Source organism: Gilliamella sp. BG3 (genome assembly GCF_046635605.1).
GTDB classification, from domain to species: domain Bacteria; phylum Pseudomonadota; class Gammaproteobacteria; order Enterobacterales; family Orbaceae; genus Gilliamella; species Gilliamella bombi.
The window spans coordinates 1-26891 of sequence record NZ_JBIDFE010000021.1 but is presented as its reverse complement, the minus strand read 5'-3'; the positions used below and the strand labels follow the sequence as shown (position 1 = coordinate 26891).

At 35.2% G+C, this 26891-nt stretch carries 21 protein-coding genes and 2 pseudogenes; 5 read left to right on the top strand and 18 right to left on the bottom strand.

What is annotated here, in order from left to right; genetic code table 11:
• Positions 1 to 4: 4 nt before the first annotated feature.
• From dauA to fdnG, 9 genes are all read right to left on the bottom strand, one after another.
• Complete coding sequence (gene dauA / locus ACGH6S_RS09815) at positions 5 to 1678, bottom strand: C4-dicarboxylic acid transporter DauA (RefSeq protein WP_296206968.1); 1674 nt, start codon at positions 1676 to 1678, stop codon at positions 5 to 7.
• 270 nt (positions 1679 to 1948) lie between these two features.
• On the bottom strand, positions 1949 to 2743 hold the full coding sequence (locus ACGH6S_RS09810) for an ABC transporter ATP-binding protein (RefSeq protein WP_411578784.1): 795 nt from the start codon (positions 2741 to 2743) through the stop codon (positions 1949 to 1951).
• A gap of 2 nt (positions 2744 to 2745) precedes the next feature.
• Positions 2746 to 3690, bottom strand: a complete 945-nt coding sequence (locus ACGH6S_RS09805) for an ABC transporter permease (protein WP_065560857.1) — start codon at positions 3688 to 3690, stop codon at positions 2746 to 2748.
• A gap of 61 nt (positions 3691 to 3751) precedes the next feature.
• A complete protein-coding gene (locus tag ACGH6S_RS09800; RefSeq protein ID WP_296206962.1) occupies positions 3752 to 4729 on the bottom strand; it encodes an ABC transporter substrate-binding protein in 978 nt (325 codons plus the stop codon).
• Between the two features lie 259 nt (positions 4730 to 4988).
• Positions 4989 to 5948 (bottom strand): ABC transporter substrate-binding protein, encoded by a 960-nt coding sequence (locus ACGH6S_RS09795; RefSeq protein WP_411578783.1) that lies wholly within the window; start codon positions 5946 to 5948, stop codon positions 4989 to 4991.
• Positions 5949 to 6148: 200 nt separating this feature from the next.
• A complete protein-coding gene (gene fdhE, locus ACGH6S_RS09790; RefSeq protein ID WP_411578782.1) occupies positions 6149 to 7057 on the bottom strand; it encodes a formate dehydrogenase accessory protein FdhE in 909 nt (302 codons plus the stop codon).
• A gap of 118 nt (positions 7058 to 7175) precedes the next feature.
• Entirely contained in the window at positions 7176 to 7868 is a 693-nt protein-coding gene (locus tag ACGH6S_RS09785) for a formate dehydrogenase subunit gamma (RefSeq protein WP_065590251.1), read from the bottom strand.
• Entirely contained in the window at positions 7861 to 8835 is a 975-nt protein-coding gene (fdxH, locus tag ACGH6S_RS09780; protein WP_065590252.1) for a formate dehydrogenase subunit beta, read from the bottom strand. The genes ACGH6S_RS09785 and fdxH overlap by 8 nt, the downstream gene beginning before the upstream one ends.
• 16 nt (positions 8836 to 8851) lie before the next feature.
• Positions 8852 to 11920 carry a formate dehydrogenase-N subunit alpha gene (gene fdnG, locus ACGH6S_RS09775; RefSeq protein WP_411578781.1) on the bottom strand — a complete coding sequence of 1023 codons (3069 nt, stop codon included), beginning with the start codon at positions 11918 to 11920 and terminating at the stop codon, positions 8852 to 8854.
• 547 nt (positions 11921 to 12467) lie between these two features.
• On the opposite strand from fdnG, the gene ACGH6S_RS09770 reads away from it, so the two are divergent.
• Together ACGH6S_RS09770 and ubiA are read left to right on the top strand one after the other, a co-directional pair.
• A complete protein-coding gene (locus tag ACGH6S_RS09770) occupies positions 12468 to 13025 on the top strand; it encodes a molecular chaperone (RefSeq protein ID WP_174798935.1) in 558 nt (185 codons plus the stop codon).
• 148 nt (positions 13026 to 13173) lie between these two features.
• Positions 13174 to 14001, top strand: coding sequence for a 4-hydroxybenzoate octaprenyltransferase (gene ubiA / locus ACGH6S_RS09765; protein WP_411578780.1), 828 nt, complete (start codon positions 13174 to 13176; stop codon positions 13999 to 14001).
• Positions 14002 to 14176: 175 nt separating this feature from the next.
• On the opposite strand, the gene rpoH is transcribed toward ubiA, so the two are convergent.
• The 4 genes and pseudogenes from rpoH to ftsY all read right to left on the bottom strand — a co-directional run.
• Positions 14177 to 15037: an RNA polymerase sigma factor RpoH gene (gene rpoH, locus ACGH6S_RS09760; protein ID WP_065590254.1), complete on the bottom strand. Its 861-nt coding sequence runs from the start codon at positions 15035 to 15037 to the stop codon at positions 14177 to 14179.
• Between the two features lie 195 nt (positions 15038 to 15232).
• Positions 15233 to 16201, bottom strand: coding sequence for a permease-like cell division protein FtsX (ftsX, locus tag ACGH6S_RS09755; RefSeq protein WP_065590255.1), 969 nt, complete (start codon positions 16199 to 16201; stop codon positions 15233 to 15235).
• Positions 16201 to 16860: a cell division ATP-binding protein FtsE gene (gene ftsE, locus ACGH6S_RS09750; protein WP_034911799.1), complete on the bottom strand. Its 660-nt coding sequence runs from the start codon at positions 16858 to 16860 to the stop codon at positions 16201 to 16203. The genes ftsX and ftsE overlap by 1 nt, the downstream gene beginning before the upstream one ends.
• A gap of 8 nt (positions 16861 to 16868) precedes the next feature.
• Positions 16869 to 17792: pseudogene (ftsY, locus tag ACGH6S_RS09745) on the bottom strand (signal recognition particle-docking protein FtsY); the annotation flags it as partial.
• A gap of 580 nt (positions 17793 to 18372) precedes the next feature.
• Between ftsY and ACGH6S_RS09740 the strand changes: the two are divergent.
• Both ACGH6S_RS09740 and ACGH6S_RS09735 read left to right on the top strand, forming a co-directional pair.
• On the top strand, positions 18373 to 19554 hold the full coding sequence (locus tag ACGH6S_RS09740) for an efflux RND transporter periplasmic adaptor subunit (RefSeq protein WP_411578790.1): 1182 nt from the start codon (positions 18373 to 18375) through the stop codon (positions 19552 to 19554).
• Complete coding sequence (locus ACGH6S_RS09735; RefSeq protein WP_238552641.1) at positions 19526 to 21523, top strand: MacB family efflux pump subunit; 1998 nt, start codon at positions 19526 to 19528, stop codon at positions 21521 to 21523. The genes ACGH6S_RS09740 and ACGH6S_RS09735 overlap by 29 nt, the downstream gene beginning before the upstream one ends.
• Positions 21524 to 21626: 103 nt before the next feature.
• Here ACGH6S_RS09735 and ACGH6S_RS09730 read toward each other — a convergent pair whose 3' ends face one another.
• Complete coding sequence (locus tag ACGH6S_RS09730; RefSeq protein ID WP_065626249.1) at positions 21627 to 22340, bottom strand: DsbA family protein; 714 nt, start codon at positions 22338 to 22340, stop codon at positions 21627 to 21629.
• Positions 22341 to 22354: 14 nt separating this feature from the next.
• On the bottom strand, positions 22355 to 22624 hold the full coding sequence (locus ACGH6S_RS09725; RefSeq protein WP_034911797.1) for a YihD family protein: 270 nt from the start codon (positions 22622 to 22624) through the stop codon (positions 22355 to 22357).
• Between the two features lie 144 nt (positions 22625 to 22768).
• On the opposite strand from ACGH6S_RS09725, the gene mobA reads away from it, so the two are divergent.
• Entirely contained in the window at positions 22769 to 23356 is a 588-nt protein-coding gene (mobA, locus tag ACGH6S_RS09720) for a molybdenum cofactor guanylyltransferase MobA (RefSeq protein ID WP_296302094.1), read from the top strand.
• Positions 23357 to 23585: 229 nt separating this feature from the next.
• On the opposite strand, the gene ACGH6S_RS09715 is transcribed toward mobA, so the two are convergent.
• The 3 genes and pseudogenes from ACGH6S_RS09715 to ACGH6S_RS09705 form a co-directional block, all read right to left on the bottom strand.
• On the bottom strand, positions 23586 to 24236 hold the full coding sequence (locus ACGH6S_RS09715; protein WP_411578779.1) for a hypothetical protein: 651 nt from the start codon (positions 24234 to 24236) through the stop codon (positions 23586 to 23588).
• A gap of 59 nt (positions 24237 to 24295) precedes the next feature.
• The gene (locus ACGH6S_RS09710; protein WP_411578778.1) at positions 24296 to 25084 is read right to left on the bottom strand and encodes a hypothetical protein; all 789 of its coding nucleotides are present in this window, start codon (positions 25082 to 25084) and stop codon (positions 24296 to 24298) included.
• A gap of 725 nt (positions 25085 to 25809) precedes the next feature.
• Positions 25810 to 26891: pseudogene (locus tag ACGH6S_RS09705) on the bottom strand (hypothetical protein); the annotation flags it as partial.

Genomic DNA, 26891 nt, shown 5'->3' with positions numbered 1-26891 from the left:
AGAATTAATCTTTATCTTTCAGTGCTTCTTCTAGCGTTGAATAGAACATTAGTTTGTTAGGAATTGGAACAATTTTTGCGCGAGCTAATGTTTTTAATGGTTGAAACTGTAACTCACAAATTGATAGATCAACTTGTTCAGGTAGTTCATCAATAAAATGAATTAAAGCATTGAGCCCACCAGCATCAAGAATAGGTACCGCATCCCATTGTAGCACTATGTGTTCATATCCATTAATCTTTTGATAAATTTCTAAAAATGTACGTTCAGCGGCAGCAAAAAATAGTGGCCCGTTAATACGTAGCACTAATGTTTTATCGTTACTGCGATTAAGTTCAACTAAGCGAGTCATGCGGGCGATACGGCGCATAAATAGGATTGAGGCAAGTATAATCCCAAGTGTAATTGCAATCACCATATCAAATAGTACTGTTAACGACATGCAAATAAGCATAATCAAAATATCATCTTTAGGAGCACATTTGATAATATAAATGACGCGTTGAACTGCACTCATATTCCATGCCACGATAAGTAATAATGCCGCCATAGCAGAAAGTGGGATAAATGATAATGCTGGTGCGAAGCAAATAAGAGCAAGTAAAACAACTAAAGAATGCAAAACGGCTGCAATAGGCGAGGTTGCACCTGCTTTGACATTTGCCGCTGAACGCGCAATAGCCGCTGTTGCTGAAATGCCACCAAAAAATGGTGCAATAATATTCCCTAAGCCTTGACCAATGAGTTCACTATTTGAGTGGTGTTTAGTGTGTGTCATTTCATCTAATACCACAGCACAGAGTAATGATTCAATTGCGCATAACATTGCCATGGTCAGTGAAATTGGCAGTAAGGCAGTAAATGTTGACCAATCCCAAGTAAAATCAGCGTGCTGCCAAGGTAAAATAAACTCTGGTAGAACAGCGGGTATACCATGACCTATTGTATTATCAGCTAGTGTATAGGTAAATCGTGAACCAATCGTTTCAATTTGATAGCCAAATTGATTAAAAATAAACATGACAGCAATACCAGCAATTAGAGCAGGTAGGTGTCCTGATATTTTAAGTCTAAGTTTTGGCCATACTATTAACACAATTAGTGTTACTACACCGACTAAAGTGTCAGCAATATTAATGGTTGGTAGTGTTTTAGCTAGTTCCGTAACTTTACCAATATAACTTTCTGGCATGTGCTCAAGTGTTAAACCAAAAAAATCTTTAATTTGCATGGTTGCTATAGTTATGGCAATGCCCGATGTGAAACCTAATACAACGGGTAAAGGAATATATTCGATTAATCTACCTAATCGAATTAATCCCATTAATACAAGAAATATACCCGATAGCAATGTTGCAATTAGTAGTCCAGATAATCCGTATTGTAATGATACAGGGTATAAAATAACTACAAATGCTGCTGTAGGTCCAGAAACACTAAACCTTGAACCACCCGTTAATGCAATGATAAAACCACCTATAATTGCTGTGTATAGACCATGCTGTGGAGGTACACCACTAGCAATAGCTAGTGCCATTGCTAGTGGTATAGCAATAATCCCAACAGTTATGCCAGCTATTAAATCTTTAATAAAACGAGTTGTGTTGTAAGGGGTACTTATACATGCAGATATAAATGCACAGCTAATTTTTGTACCAGAAAGGCCATATAATTTCATTGTTTGTAATTAATTAAAGAGATGTTGACTTGAATTCTTAATAAGATAATCTTTTTTAAAAAAAATAAAAGAGCGTTATAAAAATAATCATCTTTTTTATAAAATTTTTTCTAGAAAAAGTTTCATTAAATCATCATCTGTAATTGAAGTGATTTTTAGATGGTTATTTAATGATGAAGTGAAAATAATTTATTAGTTAAAATAAATTTGATTAAATATCATAATAATAAAAGGCAATACTCTGTTTTGAAATATTGCCTATTTTTATCGTTAACCTAAAAGCAAAGCATCATCGGTAACTTTTTCACCACGTGTTTTTTCAAACATATCTAATAAATCCGTTACAGTTAATTTAGCACGTTGTTCTCCAGATACATCAAGCACAACTTGTCCTTGATGAAGCATTACTGTTCGGGTGCCATATTCTAATGCTTGTTTCATAGAGTGAGTCACCATCATTGTTGTTAATTGTTTTTTTGAAACAATTTCATTGGTTAGCTCTAAAACAAACTGTGCAGTTTTAGGATCAAGCGCTGCGGTATGTTCATCAAGCAATAATATTTTAGATGGCTGTAAAGTTGACATTAACAAACTAATAGCTTGTCTTTGACCTCCAGAGAGCAATCCCATCATATCCGATAATCGATTTTCAAGACCTAAATTTAAAGTAGCAAGTTTTTCTTTAAATATTGATCTGATATTTCGATTAAGAGCTGAAGATAAGGTAAAACGATATCCTCGGTTATAAGCTATAGCGAGATTTTCTTCAATAGTTAAGTTTTCACATGTGCCAACCATGGGGTCTTGAAATACACGAGCAACCATACTAGCTCGTTTCCATGCTGGCCAGCAAGTGACATTTTTACCATTAATAGCAATTTTTCCTGAATCAGGAAGTAAATCGCCACTAATCACATTCAATAAAGAACTTTTACCTGCTCCGTTACTACCAATTATGGTAACAAATTCACCTTCACTAATATTCAGGTTTAGTCCTCGTAATACATGATTTTCAATTGGTGTACCCTGATTAAAAGTTAATTGTAATTGTTCAACTTTAATCATGCTTACTTACCTCTTATTTTTGCGTGTTTTTTTAATTGCTTAGGCACAACAAGAGCCAGCACAACGAGTATCGCCGTAATTAGATTTAAATCTTCTGTTCCAACCCCGATTTCTTGTAAAAACTCATTACTAAGTGCAAATGCAATAAATAAACGATATAAAATAGAACCAACAATAACTGCTAGCATCACAGCCCAAATTCGTTTAGCGGGGAATAAGCTTTCACCAATAATAATTGATGCAAGACCGATTACAATTGTACCAACACCAATGGTGATATCAGCTCCACCTTGTGTTTGTACAAATAATGAACCTCCGAGAGCAATTAAACCATTTGATATAGCCATACCAAGAATTGTGACTCTTCCAGTCGGAATGCCTTGCGATTTTGCCATTCGTTGGTTGGTGCCAGTTGCTCTTAAGGCCAATCCCATTTGGGTATTTAAAAACGCATTGAGTAAAGCCCAAAACACAATGACAAATCCTAAGGCCATAAGCGGTTGTACAATATATTGGTTGCTGTAATCTTCAGCAATAAATGGTGAAAATATAGTTTTGGCATCAAGTAAAGAAAGATTAGGGGATCCTGCCATTCTTGATGTTTCATCCATAATATACGGACCAACACCTAATATTCTTAAATTGATAGAATAGAGTCCTATCATTACAATAATACTTGATAATAATTGAAGAATATTGAGTTTAACATACAGTATTCCAGTCATTGCTCCAGCAAGACAGCCAGCAAACATACCTAATAACGTTGCAATCCAAGGATCGATACCGATATAAATGCATAATCCACATATCGCTCCACCAAGTGGAAAACTTGCATCAGCAGTAAGATCTGGGAAATCAAGTAAACGAAACGAGATAAATACGCCCAAACTCACCAACGCATAAATAAGCCCAATTCCAATTGAGCCTAATAAAAATTCAGAAGACATGAAAAAAATCCATAAAAGTTAACCGCCAAAGTTGGCGGCTTAGTTATAAAAAAAGTAAAAATTATTTTTCAACAATTTTGGTAGCTGATTTTAATACATTTTCAGATAATATAACACCTTGGCGTTCAGCCGCTTTTTTATTAATTGTTAATTGAGTAACATTACCCACTTGTGGTGGAATATCACCAGGATTTTCGCCGTTAAGTATACGGATAACAATTTTACCAGCTTGACGACCAAGATCATAATAACTCATGCCTAAAGCGGCAATAGCACCACGTTCTGCCGATTCAGGATTGGATGCAATAAGAGGAATTTTACTTTCATTAGCCACTTTTGCTAAAGCTTCATAAGCAGAAACCACATTATTATCGGTAGTAGTATAAATCATATCTACCTTACCTTTTAAACTTCTAGCCGCAGTAGATATATCAGATGTGCGTTGCGCAGGAGCAGCAATAATTTTCATACCCCGTTTTTCTAGCTCATTTTGTAATTGTTTTAGTATGATTGTTGAGTTAACTTCGCTAGGGCTATAAACATAACCAATGTTTTTAGCCTCAGGTTTTATTTTTAACATCATATCGATTTGAGAATCTAGTGATAAGGCGTCAGATACACCTGTTACATTTGTTTTTGATGCATCCCAACTCGGGGTTAATTTTGCTGCTACGGGATCGGTAACGGCAGTGAAAACAATAGGAATAAGTTTTGTTGTAGCAACTAATGCTTGCGAACTTGGCGTGGCAATTCCTACAATAACATCTGGTTTATTGGCTACAAATTGTTTAGCAATTTGGGCTGCATTTGCACTACTACCTTGTGCGCTTAAAAATTGTAGCTTTAAATTTTTTCCAGCAATATAACCGCTATCTTTTAACTCATCCTCAACACCTTTACGCACATTATCTAATGCGGGGTGTTCAACTATTGCTGTAATGGCAACAAATTTTTGTTCGGTTTTAGCCTCAGCGAAAGAATAAAATGTTGCTAACGATAAACTAAGTAACATACAAAGTTTAATGATAGAATTACGCATAGAGCACTCCTGTAATGTTTTTTTTACAATCAAGCTAAATATTGAGTTACTATAAAGCAAAAAAAGATAATTTTCTAGTATAAAAATAGTTATGAGTGTAAACTTTTTATTACACTTTATCGGTGATTTGATGTTAACTTGGTAAACTTGATTAATTGATGTTAATCCAGTTATTGGATTACTGTAGGTTATATTTTTTTGCTCACTTAACTACTAAGTGAGCAAAATTTTTAATTAATTTTAGTGAAGTAGGGCTTGATTATTTTCCTATGACTTTGTCAGCAGATTGAATTACCTCTGGAGGCAAAGCAACCCCTTGTTTTTTAGCTGCATCAGTATTAACAACAAGGCGTAATGCTTGCCCTATTTCTGGAGTTATACTTCCTGGTTTTTCACCTTTTAATATGCGCACAACAAGCTTACCTGATTGGCGTCCTACATCATAGTAGCTCATTCCGTATGCAGCAACGGCTCCTCGTTCAATCGCATCAGGGAACGATGCTAAAAGAGGAATTTTATTTTCATTTGCAAATTTGACTAATGACTCATAGGCTGAAACAACATTATTATCGGTTGTCGTGTAAATTAAGTCTACTTTACCTTTTAATGTATTGGCAGCAGTTGAAATATCAGCAGTTCGTTGAGCAGGTACCGCAATAAAATTAATATTTTGTTGAGATAAAAGAGTTTGTAGATTTTTTAATACCACGGTTGAATTAATTTCACTTGGACTATAAATATATCCTACTGATTTAACATTAGGTACAATTTTTTTCATAAATTCGATTTGTGGACCTATTTCTTGATAATCAGATACACCAGTAATATTTGTGCCCGCAGGTTGCCAATCTTTAATTAATTTAGCGGCAATAGGATCGGTAATTCCAGCAAATACAATAGGAATTTGTTTAGTCGCTGCAGCTGTTGCTTGTGCACTTGGTGTCGCAATTGCCACAATAACATCAGGTTTTGCTGCTACAAATTGCCTTGCAATTTGAGCAGCAGTAGCACTACTTCCTTGCGCACTTTTGTATTGGACAGTTAAATTCTTGTTTAACGTATAGCCGCTGTCTGCCAATTCATCTTTAACACCATCACGGATTTGATCTAATGAAGGATGCTCAACAATTGCCGTAATGGCCACATTTTTAATTGTATCTGCAAAACTTAAAAAAGGTGTAAGCAATAATATTGTTACCAATAAAATAAAACGTTTCATGAATTAAACTCGCAAACTAGTACAATAGTTTAATTCTAGCTTTATTAATCAAAAATGTGAAGTTGTATTTTATTTAATTGATGATCATGTTACAAAATAATCGTTATTGTAAAATAGTTAAATAATTAATGCGCTTTGAATGAATTATTTCATATTCGATATAATGCCTATAAAACTATATTATCAGTATCTTTGTTTTTTTATTGAGCAAATATAAAAGGATTTATCCCACTTTTAGCAAACCCTTCTTCTTCGGTTTTGATATCTAATATCAGCGAAGCAATATCATCCGCAATGACTTCAATATGAGGATCTTTATCTTGATCAAATATTTTTAAATAGCTATGGCAAGCATCACAACACTCGGTTTTAATTGCAGCGAGTTCTTTTTCTAAAGAGAGGTATTGTATGTCTTTCATATTATCGCAGCAGGTACATTTAATTCTAGGTACATACCATTCACTTTCACATAAACTACAATGTAAATAGCGTAATCCGTTGTTACCGCCTAATTGAATAATGCTAGCAGTAGGCATACTATTACAAACTGGACATAACCAGAGTTTATCTGTATTTTCTGCGATAGCTTTACTTTTAATTTGACTCGCCAGTTGGCAATAATAAACAGATAATGATGACCAAATAAATATTGCTTCATTACCATCAACTTTATCAAATTCTCCTTTAAGCAAATGTAATGCTTTATTTTGTAATTCTAAAGTGCTATTTTTTTTAAGCTGTTCAATGACTATAGCGATTTGCTGCGTGGTATCAGAAAATGAGTCGAGTAATGGAGTAAAGTAATCTTGCCAAGTATCTTTAAGAGGTAAATTATCTAAACTAAGTGGAGGATATTCGCTATTTAATAAACACGTTACATCAATATCTATAGGCTTATGTTTAATTAAATTGGCTTGTTGTTCAGCTATAATTGCACAAAAATTCAAATAATCACTAATTGGATTATTGTTTGCAAGAGTTTTTAAACGTTCTGCTCGATGAGCATAAAGTGTTTTAGGTGATGGATAAAATAGTAACGGGATTTGTCTAATAACTGAGTTTGTAGCTTGTTGTTCAAGTTGTTCTTGGGGGATAATTTTTATACTCATTATAAATGCTCATTGATTGTGATTTTATTCATCACTGCTTTTTATTTTTTTACTATTAAAATGACACCGCTGATAGTTACTATCAGCGGAAAATACCATTATAGATGCAGGAAAATTACTATGCTGGTTTATGTTTAATATCTGTAGATTCTTCTTCAGATTTGGCCTTTAACCTTAGTTCATTTTGATAGATCTTTTCCATTTCTTCTTCATACCAAGTTGAATGATTTTTTTGTGCCCAAGCACGCGAAACATAGCCTGTTATCATCCCTTTAATGGAACCTTTAACCCAAATAGCCATATAAGCATGACCAATTGCAAGCAGGATTAAGCCAATTGCAGCAAGAGAATGAAAAAATATCGCAATACGGACAACTGGAACAGAAAAATTATCCGCAAAATAACGGCGCCACATGATGAGGCCTGTAACAAATAAAACTAAAATTAACCCCATAATGCACCAAAATAAAAACTTTTGTCCTACATTATATTTGCCTATTGGAATGCCTCTTTCTTTGCCCAAAATGACATGTTTAAAGTTTTTAATCCATAAAAGATCATTTTTATTTGGAATATTATGGTGAGCAAGTTTTATAAACATAAACATGAGTAAAACAAAAACAATGCACCCTAAAAATGGATGCAATGCTCTTACTAATTGTGGCGTACCAAGAAATAATCCAAACAGTTTTATAGATGGAAAAAATAAAGATAAGCCAGATAGCGCAGTCAGAATAAACAGACAGACCATACACCAGTGACAGAAGCGAACAATAAGTGGTGTTCTTAATATCATGCTTTTCTTATCCATGATGATTCTCCTGTTGTGATAAATTAGAGTCAATTTTCTGTTCTAAAACAGGCAAGCCTAAACGCTTTCGAGCTTGTTTATCTGCTTCTTTTTCTTCTTCAATGTCATCTTCATCAACTTCAATTGCACCAACGCCCATGTAATGGAACAGCAAACCACTAAAAGTTGCCACAAATGCAGCTGCAGATAATGGTTTCCAAATACCCTTCCAAAATCTGACAATTTCACTAATTTTAGGGTTTTTTGGTAAGCCGTGATACAATTCTGGCTGATCTGCATGATGAAGAACATACATAACATGTGTTCCCCCAACTCCTTGTGGGTCATAAAGACCAGCATGTTCAAAACCACGTTTTTTCAAATCTACAATTCTGTGTTCAGCATGGCGAATCATATCTTGTTTAGTACCAAAGTGTATAGCGCCAGTAGGACAAGTTTTAACGCAGGCGGGTTCTTGACCAACAGCAACGCGATCGACACATAATGTACATTTATAGGAGTGATTATCTTCTTTACTAATTCGTGGAATATTGAACGGACAACCTGCTACACAGTAGCCACAACCAATACAGTGTTCCGATTGAAAATCAACAATACCATTAGCATATTGAATGATAGCACCTTCTGATGGGCATGCTTTCAAACAACCAGGATCAGAACAGTGCATACAGCCATCTTTACGAATTAACCATTCAAATTTTCCATTTATCTCGACTTCTGAATACCGCATTACAGTCCATGCTTTTGGCTCTAAATCGGCAGGATTATCATAAACACCAACAGTATTGCCAACTTCTGCACGAAGGTCATTCCATTCGCTACAAGCAACCTGACATGCTTTACAACCTATACAGGTGGTCACATCAATAAGTTTTGCAACTTCTTGTTGATAGTCCCTAGCTCGTGGCGCTGGAGTTAAAGCATTAGTTGCTGAGCGGCGTATAATATCTTGAGTTTGTAATGACATAATTTATCCTCCCATCTTATGCCGCTGTAGTAACTTTTTCGATATTGACTAAGAATGATTTATATTCTGGTGTTTGTGAATTTGCATCACCTAAATGTGGCGTCAATTCATTAACCAAAAAACCTTTCTTTGTCTGACCTGTGAATCCCCATACTATTGGGATTCCAATGGTTTCGATCTCTTTACCATCAACAATTAAAGTTGGAAGACGTTTAGTCACAACTGCTTTAGCTTTAATATAACCTCGATGTGAAGTGATTTTAACCGTATCACCTAATTTGATTCCTTTTTTGAGGGCAAGATTTTCACTTAACTCAACAAATTGCTCGGGTTGAGTAATTGAAGCTAGCCTTGCGTGTTGCGTCCAAAAATGGAAATGTTCAGTGATACTATAAGTGGTACCAACATAAGGAAATTCGCTAGCATTCCCTAAACGAGCCAAATCTTCTTTAAATGCGCGAGCTACTGGGCTGCTGACTTGATTTGGATGCAATGGATTATTACTAATAGGTGTTTCAAACGGTTCATAGTGCTCTGGGAATGGCCCATCGACTAACCGATTTAAACAAAATAACCCACCTAAACCATCATTATTCATGATAAAAGCACCAGCCCCACTACTTGGTGGTAATGTTGCTGTAAAATCAGGTACATCATTGCCTACCCAACTTGAGCCATTCCATTTTACTAAAACTCGTTTAGGATCCCATGGTTTACCATTTTCATCCGTTGAAGCACGGTTATAAAGTACTCGTCGATTCATCGGCCACGACCACGCCCAACCAGCATGAACGCCTTTACCAGATGGATCGCTTGGATCACGCCTTGCCATTTGGTTACCTTGTTCTGTCCAACAACCACAGAATATCCAAATACCCGATGAGGTTGTACCATCTGCTTTTAATTGTGAAAAACCACTTAGTAATTGACCTTTTTTAAGAATAACATTGCCATTTTCGTCGGTTATATCAGCAAGTGCTCGTCCATTATAATCTTTGGCTAATTCCTCAGCCGCTGGGCCTTCTGGCTCCTTATAATCCCAAACTAAGTTTTCAATTGGCTCGTAATAAGCACCACCTTCTTCAGCATACAGCTCTTTTATTCTCAAAAAGATACGCGCAATAATTTCAGGATCATATAAAGCTTCATAAGGCGGTCTTGCTGCTGCCCAGTGCCATTGTAGCCAGCGAGATGAGTTAACTATTGTACCATTTTCTTCTGCAAAACAGTTTGATGGCAATCTAAATACTTCGGTTTGAATTTTGCTAGAATCTACATCATTAGATTCGCCATGGTTTTTCCAAAACTCAGCTGTTTCTGTTGGCATTGGATCAATGCTCACCAAGAATTTTAAGTTAGATAAACCTTCGCGAACACTATTTTTATCGGGAAGTGCAGCAAGTGGGTTAAAGCCCTGACAAATAAAGCCATTGGCTTGACCATCACGCATCATTTTGCTAAATCTTAAAACATCGTAGGTTTTATCCCATTTAGGTAACCAATCAAATCCCCAATCGTTATCTTTAGTCGATTTATCACCGTACATTGATTTCATAAAGCTGACAAAGAATTTTGGATAATTCCCCCAAAAATTCACTTCGCTTGGACCAAGTGGTTTTGGTGTTTTTTCATCTAGGTACTGAGTAAGTGAAACTTGAGAATCTTTTGGTAAATCAAGATAAGCAGGCAGGCGATTTGATAATAAACCAACATCAGTTAAGCCTTGAATATTTGAATGTCCACGTAGTGCGTTAATACCTCCGCCCATTACGCCAATATTGCCTAAAATAAGCTGAATCATGGCAGCAGTACGGATAATTTGTGATCCATAAGTATGCTGAGTCCAACCTAATGCATATAAAAATGTGGCTGCTCTATTGTTAGTTTTAGTGCTAGCAAGTGAGCGGCAAACATGCAAAAAACCTTCGATAGGACTTCCCGTTATTTTATTTACCATTTCGGGTGTATAACGTTTGACATGCTGTTTTAATAGATTCCATACACAACGGGGATGACTTAGTGTTTTATCCCGAAGCGCATACCCGTTGTCATCCTTTTGATATGCCCAACTTGCCTGATCATACTGTTTGGTATCAGCTTCATAGCCACTAAATAGCCCTGTAGCTTCATCAAAATTAAAATCATCACGAACAATTAGGCTTGCATTACTATGAGTAACTAAGTAGTCAAAATTAACTTCGTTATTGGTAATAAGATAATTGATAATACCAAGTAGAAAAGCAATATCAGAACCTGAGCGAATAGGTACATACAAATCAGCCACTGAGGCTGTTCGATGAAAACGAGGGTCAATGGCAATCAGTTCAGCGCCATTATTAATTTTTGCTTCTATAGCCCATTTAAAACCAACCGGATGAGCTTCAGCTGCATTTCCCCCCATTACGATAACAACATTAGCATTCTTGATATCATTCCAGTTGTTAGTCATGGCGCCGCGACCAAAAGTAGCCGCTAAGCTAGATACAGAAGGACCATGACAAACTCTAGCTTGAGTTTCAAGGCTTAACATACCTAATGCGCGTGCAACTTTGAACGCTAACCAACCCGTTTCATTACTAGCCGCTGAGGTAACAAGCCAGCCTGTTGTTGTCCAGCGATTGACTGTTGTGCCTTCCGCATTTTTTTCAACAAAATTTTTATCTCGATCAGCTTTCATTAAACGAGCAATACGATCAATGGCTTCATCCCAACTTATTTGTTGCCATTTATCTGAACCAGGGGCACGGTATTCAGGATATTTAACTCGTTGTTCGCTTTTTATATAATCCAGAACACCTGCACCTTTAGGACAAAGAGAACCACGACTAACAGGATGATCGGGATCTCCTTCTACATGGAAAATAGACGATTCGGCATTTTTAGCCCCATCGCCACGGCTATATAGCAACATACCACAGCCAACAGAGCAGTAAGTACAATTGTTTCGAGTTTCTTTTGATTTCAATAATTTATATTGGCGAGTTTGAGCAAGCGCTACATTTGGAGAAAAACCAAGCGTAGCTACCGTTGTTCCAGCCATACCACCAGCACAGATCTTAAAGAACTGCCTACGGTTAAATAGCATATGGACTCCTTAAAAAGCTGACATTACGTTTTAATTTATTATATTGGAAGCGATTAACATCCTTACTAGCTGTAATGATAATCTTTAATCAAATGGAAATAAAGGGATAAACAGATATGAATTTATAAACTTTGACATATGTCAAAAAATAAAATAATGACAGCTTAATTTATGTTTAATATGCTGAAAAATTATATTAATATAAAAAAGTTTCAGGTAACACTACGTTTAAGTATAAAAATTTATAAGGCAGTTAGACAACTGACCATAAAGCGTCTAACAAATTAGTGAAAGTTATTTTTTCTTAATGATATAATTGCCATATCTCTTACCAATTGAGAAGAAATTAGTTTTTTTATGTATATTCATTACCACCGTTTCTCAAATTACTGCAAATAATACGATTAATTTCTACAATATGGTTGCATTAACCATTGTTTGATATGGCTAAAAACATAAAGGAGGGTTATCATTAATACAAAAGTTCAGCAGCTCTTATCTCTTTATTGTTTTTAGGCGCAAAAACCAAACCTTCAAGGATATTTATTTGGATAACATAACCAGAATCACATTAGCAAAACTACTTAGTACTTTTTTTTATTATCCACCAAATAATAAAGTTACTACACCATTAATACAGGCATTATTGCATATTGATGATTTAGTCAAATGGTTAAACCCTTGTATTATTTCTGAACAGTGCAATATATTAGCAAATCACATTGATGACTCAGAACTTAATTATCAGTTTTCGTTACTATTTGAAGGTCAAGGAACAATGCCTGCACCACCATGGGGATCATTTTACCTTGATAAAGAACATTTATTACTAGGCGAATCACAAGAATGCTACCGCCAATTTCTGCAGCAACATGGTTTGACACTCAATACAGGAATGAACGAACCCGAAGATCAATTTGGATTAATGCTAATGGCGTATGCCATGTTGCTTGAAAATAATAACTATACAGCAGCAAAACAGTTAATCAATGAACATTTATTGATCTGGTCTTCAACCTATTTAAAAAGACTAAAGCAAAATGAGATAAGTCCATTTTATCGGGCATTAGCTATGATTGCTGATCAATATTTGCAGATGCTTTAATTGTATTTTCTATTTTTTGAAAGAATAGTTATTTCAGGTAAATGATTATTTTACTTAATGCTGAATTGTAACTTGTCATACTGTAACATTGCAGCTTTTATCTTAATCGGTATAATCCATGCTATGCTTTTTTCAAGGTAAATAATTAATGCTAGCCTATTTACAACTAATGCGATTAGATAGACCTATTGGCTCATTGCTTTTACTCTGGCCTACCCTTTGGGCAATTTGGCTTACGGGACACCCCTCTATTTACATAACAATTATTTTTATACTTGGCGTATTTGTAATGCGCTCGGCAGGTTGCGTAGTGAATGATTATGCTGATCGTCATTTTGATGCACATGTTGAACGGACTAAAAATCGCCCACTGGCTCGTGGAGCATTGACGGAAAAGAACGCATTATGGACGTTATTTGTATTATTATTTATTGCTCTTTGCTTATTGCTAACTTTAAATAAACTATCATGGTTGATAGGTTGTTTTGCGTTGTTAACTGCGCTGATTTATCCTTTTATGAAGCGTTATACCCATTTACCTCAGATCATCTTAGGTATCGCATTTAGTTGGAGCATTCCGATGGTATATGCAGCAACTATTGAGCAGTTCCCATTAACCTGTTGGTTGCTTTTCTTTGTTAATATTTGTTGGACAATTTCCTATGACACCGAATATGCGATGGTTGATCGCAACGATGATGTAAAAATAGGTATAAAATCCACTGCCATCTTATTTGGATGTTATGATAAATTAATCATTGGATTATTACAGATAGCTTCTATTATTGGTTTATTATTGATTAGTTTAATCAACCAACTATCGTTGATAGTTTATATTGCTTTATTACTAGTTACAGCATTATTTATTTACCAACAATGGTTGATAAAAGATCGAGAAAGAAATAAATGTTTTAACGCATTTATGAATAATAATTATGTCGGTTTGATTGTTTTTTTAGGCCTCTTTTCTGTTTAAAAATTAAATCACTACTATATTTACAGATTGACTCAATCGAAAATATAACTTAATCATATCTGTGCTTATTTTATATCCTTTTATTTCATAAGTTTAAGTTATAAAAAAAACCTTACTTTTTTTAAAAGTAAGGTTTAGGAAGTTAACACTAATTAAAAAATTATAAATGAAAAAATTATGCTTCAATAGCAACTCTTAACTTTTTCATTGCATTTTTTTCAAGCTGGCGGATACGCTCTGCTGAAACACTATATTTATCGGCTAAGACCTGTAAAGTTGATTTGCTTTCATCAGAATCTAACCAACGTGCTTTAATAATATCTTGGCTACGTTCATCTAATTTTAATAATGCATCATGTAGCCTATCTGTCGCATCATTTTCCCAATTATCATTTTCAATTGATTTTGAGAAATCAGAATTGCTATCTTCTAAGTAAAGTGCCGGTGCAATAATTGAATTATCATCGTCATCATTATCTATATCAAATGACATATCTTGTGCCGACATACGTGATTCCATTTCAAGTACATCTTTACGACTTACACCTAATTCATCTGCTACCATATCCACTTCTGCATTACTGAACCAACCTAAACGTTGTTTAGTCTTTCTTAGATTAAAGAATAGCTTTCTTTGTGCCTTCGTTGTTGCAACTTTAACAATACGCCAATTTTTTAATACATATTCATGGATTTCAGCTTTTATCCAATGCACAGCAAATGAGACCAAACGAACACCCATTTCAGGATTGAAACGACGTACTGCTTTCATCAAGCCAATATTACCTTCTTGAATTAAGTCAGCTTGTGGTAAACCATAACCCGAATAACCACGGGCAATATGCGCTACAAATCGTAAATGAGATAAAATTAACTGGCGAGCAGCATCTACATCATCGTGATAATAGAGTTTTTCACCTAATGATTTTTCTTCTTCTGCAGTTAACATTGGATAGGTGTTAATCATGCGAAGGTATGATTCTATATTTCCTTGTGGGATTAAAGCACCTACTTGCATTTTTAAATCAGTACTCATTTAATTCCCCCTTAAATAATAAATTTCGTTACATTAAATATGTAACAATAAAAACGTTAAACTAGCGTTTATTACAATATTAGACCAATGAATTATAAATTAGTTCACTATTTTAGCTAAAATACTTAAAATGTTTTACTTAATATTAGCCTTTTATTAAATTGATATATATCTTGGCAATTTATAGCAAAATAACTAGACAATTTGTGCTATTTTTAAGTATTTCTTAGTCGCAATCAACGATGAAAGCCACCCAATACTAGCTGTTATAAGGACAATCAATAAACTCTCATCCCATAATAGCCCTTCAATATGGATTATTGTTCCAAATGTATCAGAAACATTCAACATAATTAACTCTATTTGATAAATAAATATTTCCGATAACACTAACGCTATAATAGCGCTAATAAAACTAATAAACATTCCACTATAAAGAAAAGGACGCAAAATAAATCCTTCTGTTGCCCCAATTAATTGCATAACCATAATCGTCTGTTTTCTAGAGAATATATTTAAACGGATGCTATTACCAATCACAAGAGATACAGCTATAATCATAAATATAGAAATAATCCATACGATAGATTTAACCATATCAGTTAGTGCTGTTAAACGAGTAAACCAGCTATCATCTAATTTTATATCATCAATACCATCAATGGTAAGCAATTCTTTTTGTAATCGATGTAACACAGCTGTCTTTTTTGACTCATCTTTAGGAATAACAATTGCTACTGCAGGTAATGGATTTTCATCTAGCAAATCGAGTGCATCACTAAACCCAGACCACGTTTCGAATTCTTCTTTTGTTTCATCTTTGGAAAGATATTCAACCTGATCAACTTCATAATAAGATTTAATTTTAGCAATCAATTCTGTTGTTTGTTCTGATGTTAATTCTTTATTGATATAAACTGTCAAACTGGGAGTTGGATTCCATTGCTGTGCAGTTTGACTAGCGTTTTTCCAAAGTAAATAGCTGATAGTTGGTAAAGTAATTGAAATAGCAATAACAAAAATGGTCAGTAATGAAGCAATAATATGCTGAGAAAAGTCATTAAACGTGTTACGCCAAGCATAACCGATTTGTCTTATCCAGCGAGAGAAAAAGCTATTTTCATTCTTCTTCGATTTACTAGGTTTGATATTAGTTAAGCTCATTAATTTTTAATCTCTAAACGTCCCTGATTTAAATGCAATATTCGATGGTGCTTGCGTCGTATCAGTCCCATATTATGCGTTGCCATCAAAATCGTTACACCAGCTTGATTAAATTCTTCAAAAAGCTTTAAGATATCTTTTGATAGTTTATCATCTAAATTACCTGTGGGTTCATCAGCAAGCAAAACACTAGGACGATTAACAATAGCGCGAGCGATACCTACTCGCTGCTGTTCACCACCAGATAACTGTATTGGATAAAATTCCATCTTATTAAGTAATCCAACTTTATCCAGTGAAGCGGAAACTCTTCTTTTAATTTCTTCAGCTGGTTTACCTAAAATAATTAATGGAATAGCTACATTATCATAAACAGTGTGATCCATCAGTAATTGGTGATCTTGAAAAATCATACCAATTGTGCGACGTAGAAATGGCATCTCTTGGCGTCTTAAACTTGAAACATCAACGCCATTTAACAACACTTTGCCATCATTCGCTCTTTCTAACCCACAAATTAATCGCATTAACGTACTTTTACCAGCCCCTGAGTGTCCAGTTAAAAAAGCCATTTCACCAGGTAATAAAGTGAAGCTAATATTTTGTAGTGCTGGTTTACCGCCAGAATACACTTTACTTACGCGCTGAAATTGAATCATGACACTCTCTAACCATCTGTTTCATCAAACAAAGCATTGATAAAATCATCAGCAACAAAAGGCCTTAAATCTTCAATTTTCTCCCCGACACCAATATAACGAATAGGAATATTAAACTGATCGGCAATACTAAAGATAATACCCCCTTTTGCAGTACCATCTAATTTAGTTAATGTCATCCCAGTGACACCAACAGCCTCATTAAATAGTTTGGTTTGACTAACCGCATTTTGACCAGTACCAGCATCAATAGTCAACATAATTTCATGGGGTGCTGTTTCATCGTGTTTCTTAATTACGCGTACTATTTTTTTTAACTCATCCATTAAATGAGATTTATTTTGTAAGCGCCCTGCAGTATCGGCTATTAATATATCTATTTTTTTTGCTTTTGCTGCTTGTATTGCATCATAAATGACAGAAGCGGAATCTGCATTAGTATGCTGAGCAATAACAGGGATATTATTCCGTTCTCCCCAGACTTGTAATTGCTCAACAGCCGCTGCCCGAAAGGTATCACCCGCCGCAAGCATAACCGATTTGCCTTGTTGTTGAAATTGACGAGCCAATTTGCCAATTGTTGTTGTTTTTCCAACACCATTAACACCAATCATCAATATTACAAATGGTTTATGGCTTTCTATATCAAGGGGCTTATCTACTCCATCTAAAATAGATTTCATTTCCTGTTTTAAAAGATCATGTAATGCATCAGCATCTTTTAGCTCTTTTCTCGATGCTTGTTTAGTTAAGGAATCAATAATTTTTTGGGTTGTGTCAAAACCTACATCAGCAATAAGTAACTGCTCTTCTAATTCTTCAAATAAAGCATCATCGATCCTTTTCCCTTTAAATAAACTAAGAAAACCTGAACCAATATTTTGTTTAGTCTTAAAAAGACCTTTTTTTAAACGAGAGAAAAACCCTTCTTTTTTTTGTTCAACCATAAATAATTATCCCATAACATTTTCTAAGATCATTTTATCTTATTTTAGAATAAAGCCCAATGTATTCAATAAAAGAGACCATTCTTGTTCTTTTGTCAGATTTTTTTCTAATTACAAAATGTAGAAAAACACTAGGTTGTTTACACTTCAAGTTAAAATAATCCTATAAAAACTCATAAAGTATTTTCCTCGCAATCATTTTATGCAGTTTAGCCATATTATAATAGTTAATAAATCACTTAAAAATTTGTTTTTTATTTTTGAGTTGCTAAATGTTTATTGACAATACCACATCTTCATTTGAGTACGTATCACTCTTTTTACTTTTCCACTTATTTGTGGATAGGTAGGTTTGATCAATTTTACTTTTTTTATTCATGTTTATTACAATAGTTCCTCAAATTACTATAAACAACACGAATAATTTCTATAAATTAGTTTAAAATTTAAAATTTCATAATTATTACAATTTATTAATAATAATTATCAATATCATTTTTGTTATTACGGTAAAATGTTAAAATTATAATAAGAAAATAAAGGGTGAAAAACATTGTTAAAATTAATGAAAATTAAATATTTAATTATAGCTACTATCTTCTTTACAATTATTTATATTGTATGTTTATTCATATCTCATTCAGAGCCTACAGCTAATTATATTACCTCACCAGTTACCAAAGGTAATATTGAAAAAACCGTACTAGCCGATGGAACAATTAGTGCTTTTAAACAAGTTAGTGTTGGTGCGCAGGTTTCTGGACAAATTAAAAAACTCTATGTTGAGCTGGGTGATGAAGTTAAACAAGGCGATATGATTGCTGAGATTGATGATCTTAAACAAAGCAATGATTTAAAACAATCTGAAGCGTCACTTAATAGTTTAGAGGCACAACGTGAGGCAAAAAAAGCGAGATTAGTTAACAATCAATTAACCTATGATCGCCAGTACAAACTTGTTCATAAAGGCGTTGGCATTCAATCGGATTTAGATGCGGCAAAAGCCGAACTCGATGCAATCAAAGCCGATATTGCAGCACTTGATGCTGATATCGTTAAAGCACAAATTGCAGTCGATACCGCCAAAGTTAATTTGGGATATACTAAAATTCGCTCCCCTATCGATGGAGTGATTGTTGCAATTCCAGTCAATGAAGGACAAACTGTTAACTCTGTTCAAAGTGCACCAACCATTGTTAAAGTCGCACAACTTGATAAAATGACCATTGAAGCGCAAATTTCTGAAGCCGATGTGATCAATGTAAAAAAAGGAATGCCTGTTTATTTTACTATTTTAGGTCAACCTAATAGACGCTTTGATGGTTTAACATTACGGGCTATAGAGCCTGCACCAGACTCAATTAATACTGAAACAACCTCGTCAAGCTCATCATCAACAACAAAAAGCGCAATTTATTATAATGGATTATTTGATGTAGATAATCCCGACCATGTGTTAAGAATTTCAATGACAGCGCAAGTTTATATTGTCTTGTCTGAGGCAAAAGATGTACTAACCATTCCATCTCAAGCAATTCAAAAAAAATTGGGCAATAATAAAGCCATTATTTACCTGTTAGATAAACATAATGAGATCGAAGAACATGAAGTTACTTTGGGTATCGATAATAATGTCAATGTTGAGATAAAATCGGGGATTAAAGAGGGTGATATGGTTGTGGTCAGTGGCACTAATGGTGCTTCACTAGGTGGTAATAATGCAAGAGCCCCAAGGATTCGATTCTAATATGGTCAATAATATACCTCTTATTAAGCTTGAGAATATTGTTCGTGAATTTCCAGCAGGCGATTCAACCATACAGGTTCTTAAAAGCATAAATCTAACAATTAATGCTGGTGAAATGGTGGCGATAATTGGCGCATCAGGATCGGGTAAATCCACTTTGATGAATATTTTAGGCTGTTTAGATAAACCGACCTCGGGCACTTATTCTATTGGAGGACGCACAACAAGTGAATTGTCACCTGATGAGTTAGCTCAGTTACGCCGAGAGCATTTTGGTTTTATCTTTCAACGTTACCATTTATTAAATGCACTAACCGCACAAGGCAATGTAGAAATCCCTGCTATTTATGCTGGCGTTACCAATGAACAACGTCAAAAAAGAGCGAACGAAATTTTAACACGTTTAGGGCTTGCCGAAAAAATCCACAATAAACCTAACCAGTTATCTGGAGGTCAACAACAGCGGGTCAGTATTGCCAGAGCCTTAATTAACGGTGGACAAATCATTTTAGCTGATGAACCAACGGGAGCACTTGACCGTAAAAGTGGTTTAGAAGTGATGGCTATCTTACAAGAGTTACATCAACAAGGTCACACTGTTATTATTGTTACCCACGATTCAAATATTGCCCAAAGTGCCCAAAGGATTGTTGAAATTAGTGACGGTAATATTATTTCTGATTCTATTAACCCTAATTATCAATTTGATCAAAATGATAATCGGCAAGTTAAGCAAATCGAAGCAACCAGAACCCAAGATAATCTACTGGCAAAATATTACCGTTTTCGAGATGCTTTTAAAATGGCCATGCTATCAATGCTTTCGCAGCGATTACGGACATTTTTAACCATGTTAGGCATAATTATTGGCATTGCCTCGGTAGTCTCTGTTGTTGCATTAGGACAAGGCACAAAGCAGAAAATTTTATCTAACATTAACTCATTAGGAACTAGCACGTTAGAAATCTATGCAGGATCGGGCTTTGGTGATCGTAATGCGGATAAAATTACTACATTACGCTCATCAGACGCAGATTTTTTGGCGCAACAAAACTTTGTCCACAGTACTACCCCTAACCTTGCAACCAGTGTTTATTTCCGAATTAATAATTTAGCAGTAACTGGAACAGTAAATGGTGTAGGAGAGCAATTTTTTGCGGTTCGTGGTTACACTATTTCTCAAGGAAAATCTTTTGATGAAGCAAGTATTATTGCCTCGGCACAAGATGCAGTGATTGATGACAATACTGTTAAACGGTTATTTGCAAATCAAAACCCAATTGGAAAAATTTTAATGGTTGGACAGTTACCAGTAAGAATAATTGGTGTTGCAACTAAACAACAGCAAGGATTTGGTAGCAATGAAAGCCTGAATGTTTGGTTACCTTATACTACCGTGATTAACCGCATGGTAGGTCAAACTTCGTTAAAAAGCATTACAGTACGTGTTAAAGATAATGTTAATTTATCTGTTGCTGAACAAGCTATTAATCGAATTATGTTACAACGGCATGGTACAAAAGATTTTTTCATCTTTAATTCCGATAATATACGAGAAACAATCAACTCATCCGCTTGGGTAATGACGTTATTGGTTTCGGCTATTGCGCTGATTTCACTCGTTGTTGGCGGTATTGGTGTGATGAATATCATGTTAGTATCAGTCACAGAAAGAACTCGAGAAATTGGCGTACGCATGGCCGTTGGTGCTCGGTCAAGCGACATATTACAGCAATTTTTAATTGAAGCTGTATTAGTATGTTTAATTGGCGGAACAATAGGTATTGTACTCTCGTTTGCCATTGGCTTTATTTTTAATTCAGTTGTTACATCATTTGCAATGAATTTCTCGGCAATAGCTATTATAGCGGCATTTAGTTTCTCAAGTATAATTGGTATTATTTTTGGTTATTTCCCTGCTAGACGGGCTGCTAAACTCGATCCAATTTATGCTTTAGAGCGAGAGTAACAATTGATATAATAAAAAATCCCATTGCACAAAATGATACAATGGGATTTAAAACGTCAAAAATAAGGGATTAACTTATGTTGTTTCTAAACTTGTTAACCATTTATTTTTTATCAGAATGCGCTTTTTCTTCTATTTTTGCATTAGGATCTAACCCTGCTACAAATGCAGTAACTCTTGCATAATCATTAATAAATGCATCATCACTAGTTACATTAAGTTGATTTGCTATGATAAAAAACTTACGATTAACAATAACAGTAGGGATTGAATCTGGTTTCATCTCTTTAATCGCATCTGCTTGTTGTGCCATAAATGATTTAACCAAAAAGCTATCTTTTGTTTTATCATACACTTCATTACTAACACCTAATTTTTCAAAAACAGCTTTAATGTCATCTGCTGTTTTTATTGTTTTATCTTTTTGAACCGCATTATAAAGTGCATCTGAAGCTTTATCTTCTATACCTAGTACATTAGCCACAGCCCATGCTTGCGCAAGATCTTTAGCTAATGGTCCAAAATCTTCTAAATGGTAGCGTTTGAATTTAACACCTTCTGGTAAAGCCTTGCTAATAGTTTGAGGACCTTGATTTTGAATTTCAAATCTAAAACAGCTTGGGCAATTAAACGAAAAGAACTCAATAACTTCTTTATCTGGCGATGGATTAGTTGGTAGCGCAGCATATTGTTTACCTAATTCAATCGGCTCAAATGCATTCGCTGACGTGTCGGCTTTAGTAATAGTTGGGCTTTCATTTGCAAAACAGTTTACAGAAAAAAGCAAAATACTAATTGCGATAAGTGTTTTTTTCATTTTAATGATTCTCCTTATTCTTTTATAATCCCACGAGCTTTTAACAATGCGGTTTTAAAATCTTCTTCATAATCTTTTTTTAGACCTGGAATAACATCATTCTTATCCGAACCCCGCATTTTTAAATGATAAATTAAGACTTCATCACTCAAATCTTTTAATTCACCTTCAAAACCAGCCTCTTGACCTAATTTAGCTAAAAATTGTAATAAATTAAGATCAGAATCGCCTTCCCATGCGGGTTGCAATAATTCCATTACTTCATCAATACGATGACATTTCATAATTGTTACCTTTAGTAAATCTTCAAACCTTTCGAAGATAATGATAATTAAGCAATCATTAAAAATGATACGCTACGACTTGCAATAACTTTACTATATAGTAATGTTATTTTGTTTTTTCGCAACGTAAAAGAGAAATAATTTATGGAAAAACCCTCTATTACTGCAATCATTCTAGCTGGAGGTAAAAGTACCCGCATGAATGGCAACGACAAAGGACTGTTATTATTACATCAAAAACCACTTTATCAACATGTCATTGATTGCATCAAACCTCATGTTGATGCAATCATGATTAATTGCAATCGTCACACTGAACAATACCAAAAAGCTGGTTATCCTATATTTAGTGATGACCTAGCAGGATTTTGTGGACCATTATCGGGGATTTACAGCGGTTTATTACGCAGCAAAACCGATTGGAACTTATTTGTCAGTTGTGACACGCCTTTTTTGCCAGCTGATTTAATTGACCGTTTAGCTTTTTATACGGCAAATAACAGCGCTATTTATCCACATGATGGACAATACCACCATCCAACCATCCTACTTATTCATAAAACCGTTACTCAACAACTAAAAATCTATTTAGAGCAAGGCGAACGCAAGCTGATGCTGTTTTTAGAACAAATCAGTGCTAAATCGGTTGATTTTAGTGATAAAGCAGCTTGTTTTAGCAATATCAACACGCTAGAGGTGCTTAATTCATTTAATCAGAAAGAAGATAAATAATTATTTGTTTTTTTGATATTATTTTTAAACTAAAAACTAAATAAAATCAACAAGTTTTATGATAGTTTTGTGAAAAATAATGCTTTTTTTATTGGTGAATAGAATGGGTTAGATGCGGTGGCTTTGCCACAACGGCGCAACCCTAAGGGAAACGCCCCAACTACGTGAGGACGCTATTCTTTGCAGTATTTACCTCTATTTGTACCATAACCGCCCCGCACCCCAAGGATTAAGGACTATGTACTAAAATTGGAGGTGTAGAGCAAACAGCATAAGTTCTGGCAGAAATACTAAGACCAGTGACATCGCCGAAGGCCTCGTTGACAAAGAACGAGGAATCTCTCGACCAGTAGTAGAAGCCAGAAAACCCAGCATCAGGGTAATGGAGCATGTCGCCCCACTCAGTGAAAAAACCTGCATCTATTCGACGCTGGTAATATTCAGTATATGACGACGGTATGGCGCCATCTATGCCATTTATACATGGGAAATAAGGATTTACACCACACTTCGCGTTAGTTAACTCCTTGACCTGTGGCATTTGATAACCCAAAAGATCACACCAAGATAAGTGGTGAAACTGAGTATCATGTACATTACCCCGATTGACGAACCACTGTTTCAACACAAATCCATATTTAACCACCACATTACCGCTACTATCCCTACCCTCTAGCTCAAAAGTCTGCGGCAAAGATGGCACTGTTAGTGGACGAGGATTATCTGACTGAATTTGAGTGCTATCTGGCCTAGGACCGCTTAACGTTACCCGTGTTACATTTTGCGTCCAATTAACTGTAGCTGTTATCCCTTCATGCGAGACTGGAGACCACGTCAACTGACTCGCATCGATTCCACCTATATCTAGATCAAAATACAATCCATCTGCACCCGTTGTCGGAAAATTAAGACCGTAAGAGATAGAATTTGTTGACTGAACTAAAAAACCCTTATCAGGATTCCATATGTTGGGGATGGGCCGGCAAATTGGTTTTCGCCCCAATTAAGATTCGGCCTTGCGTAACAAACACTAACATCGTTATTCGGATTGATATAATACACCACCGAACTACCACTAAAAGTACTACTATTCGGCACGCCATACTGGGTAACTAGACTTCCACCTGTACTACTTAATTTTATTTTATAAGGGGCATTACAATTATTTAAGGTTTCACTACGACTTACAGTGCGATCATTCTTATCAGTAATATCTACCGATATACTTCCCGTCGCCGTTATACCATTAGCACCCTGACCATCCCCATCATCATCACCCCAATTACCTCGAGTAACTAAGTCATTTAAATTCACTGTATTTGCCCCCGACGGCACCACCATATGTATATCATTAAAGGTACTTCCATTGATTAACCTTATCGGATTTGTCGAACTCGATGTATTAGTCGATGGCGTAATGGTACTCCCATCCGGCAACTCAATAGCTAATAATGTATCAGTCGTTGTTGCCTTAGTTTGCCCACCATCAAAGGTTAAATAAGGTGCGGTACCGTGAATGCGATCAGAAGTCGTGGCCGATAAGGACTGCGATTCTAAAGAGTACGGCAATAACAACAATAGCGCTAATGCCAATGGAATTTTTGAAAATAATTTTATGGATAATTTCGAAAATATAAATGAGTTTCGTGCAAAAACTCGTCGAATAAGATTATTTAATAAATTTAAAACATAGGTTTGCCAGTGCTTGTGCCTAAAACGATACTGCATTACATTCCATCCATCAAGTAAATTTATATTTTATTTCGTTTTATTATGATTATTTGCTTGTTTTATAAGCTTACCTCTATAAAATGACGAAATTATATCCGTTTAAAAAATAGTTAGCTAGTTTTTTTGGCGCGTTTTTTGTAGAAAATGTAAAGATAAAAACGATTCGCCTTTATAGATGGGTGAATTTTCTAATTAAAATAAAGTGTTAGTTTTATAAGTTTTTGGCTTTTGCAGAATGATTAATATTGCTGATAACATCTAAAACACAAACACACCCAACAGCCAAGTTTGGCGTGCTAGCTTTACTTGGTTATCGGTATATTTTGATGCTGTGATAAGGCAAGCATATTAGCATTGTGGTGCTATAAGCGTGTTTTTGCTCTAAAATTGTTCAGGTAGGCTATTGATTTTATTGAACTTTTATTTGCGTTTCTAAATAAAATCAAACACTTATAGGCTAGTTATTTATTACATTGAATTTGACTTTTTAATAAAAGCGCTTTTGTTATTTGATAATAGCTATTATTGGCAACTTGTTAATAACAGCTAGTTAATAACAAAAGCGCAAACTTTAAAATTGTTTCGGTCGGGCGTTGTTTTGGCTTTTAGTCATTAAACTCAGCGCCCCAACTTGCGTTGGAGCTTTATTATTTTTTATATTTTCCTCTCAGGCACCATAATCACCTTCCGCACCTAAAGGATTAAGAAATAAACGCTAAAAATTAAGGTGCAGTACAAATAGTATAGCCACGATCGTAAACAAGATCGAAAGTACCGGTGGCGCCGAAATTCCCGGAAACAACGTTCGAACGTTTACCATCTTTTAATTCACTTGAAAAGTAAGCGTCGCCCATGAATCCCACATCAGCATAGTATTGCATACTGCCCCACTCAGTGAAAAATCCTGCTCCAATGTGACGCTTGAAAAGCGGAGTATCAGACGTCGCTATGCCACTGCCACTTATACATGAATAACACTTCCCATTGGTTAAATTCCTTACCTGCGGAGGACGATAACCCAAACTATTACACCATGCTAACTGGTCACTATAAGTTTTCCATTGACCACCACGATTGACGAACCACTGCCTCAACACAAATCCATACCTCACCTCATTACCACTTCTATCCCTTCCGACTAACTCAAAGGTTTGCGGTAAAGATGGACGTGTTAGTGAACTTGGATTATCTGAATTTATCTGAGTACTATCAGCTTTAGGACCATTCAACGTTACCCTCGTTACGTTCTTGGATTTATCAGTAATCCACTCATCAGCTGGTATAGTATTCCCTTTTGGGTCCGTGAATGTCCCTGAAAGTGGCCTTGTCCAACTCACCGCTGCCGTTATATCACCAAGCGTAGTAACTGTCCAACTCAATTGGCTTGCATCTACCCCAACTATATCCAAATCAAAATACAATCCATCTGCACCTGTTGTTGGAAAATTTAAACCGTAAGATGATGGATTAGTGGACTGAATTAAAAAACCCTTTGCTGGGTTCCACATACTAGGTGGACCTGCATACCTGCCTGTGCCATAATTTAGATTCGGCCTGACCGAACAAATAACGGGCTGTGACGGCAGAGTGATATAATACTCCGCTGTTCCTCCACTAAAAGTACTACTATTCGGCATGCCATAACGAGTCTCTAAAGTTCCCTCTGAACTATCTAAGGTTACCTTATAAGGTGCATTACATAGACTTAATGTATCACTACGATTAACGGTATTGCCATCTTTATCCTTTATTGCTAATGATATACTTCCTGATGCAGTAATTTCACCTGCTCCCTGTCCATCCC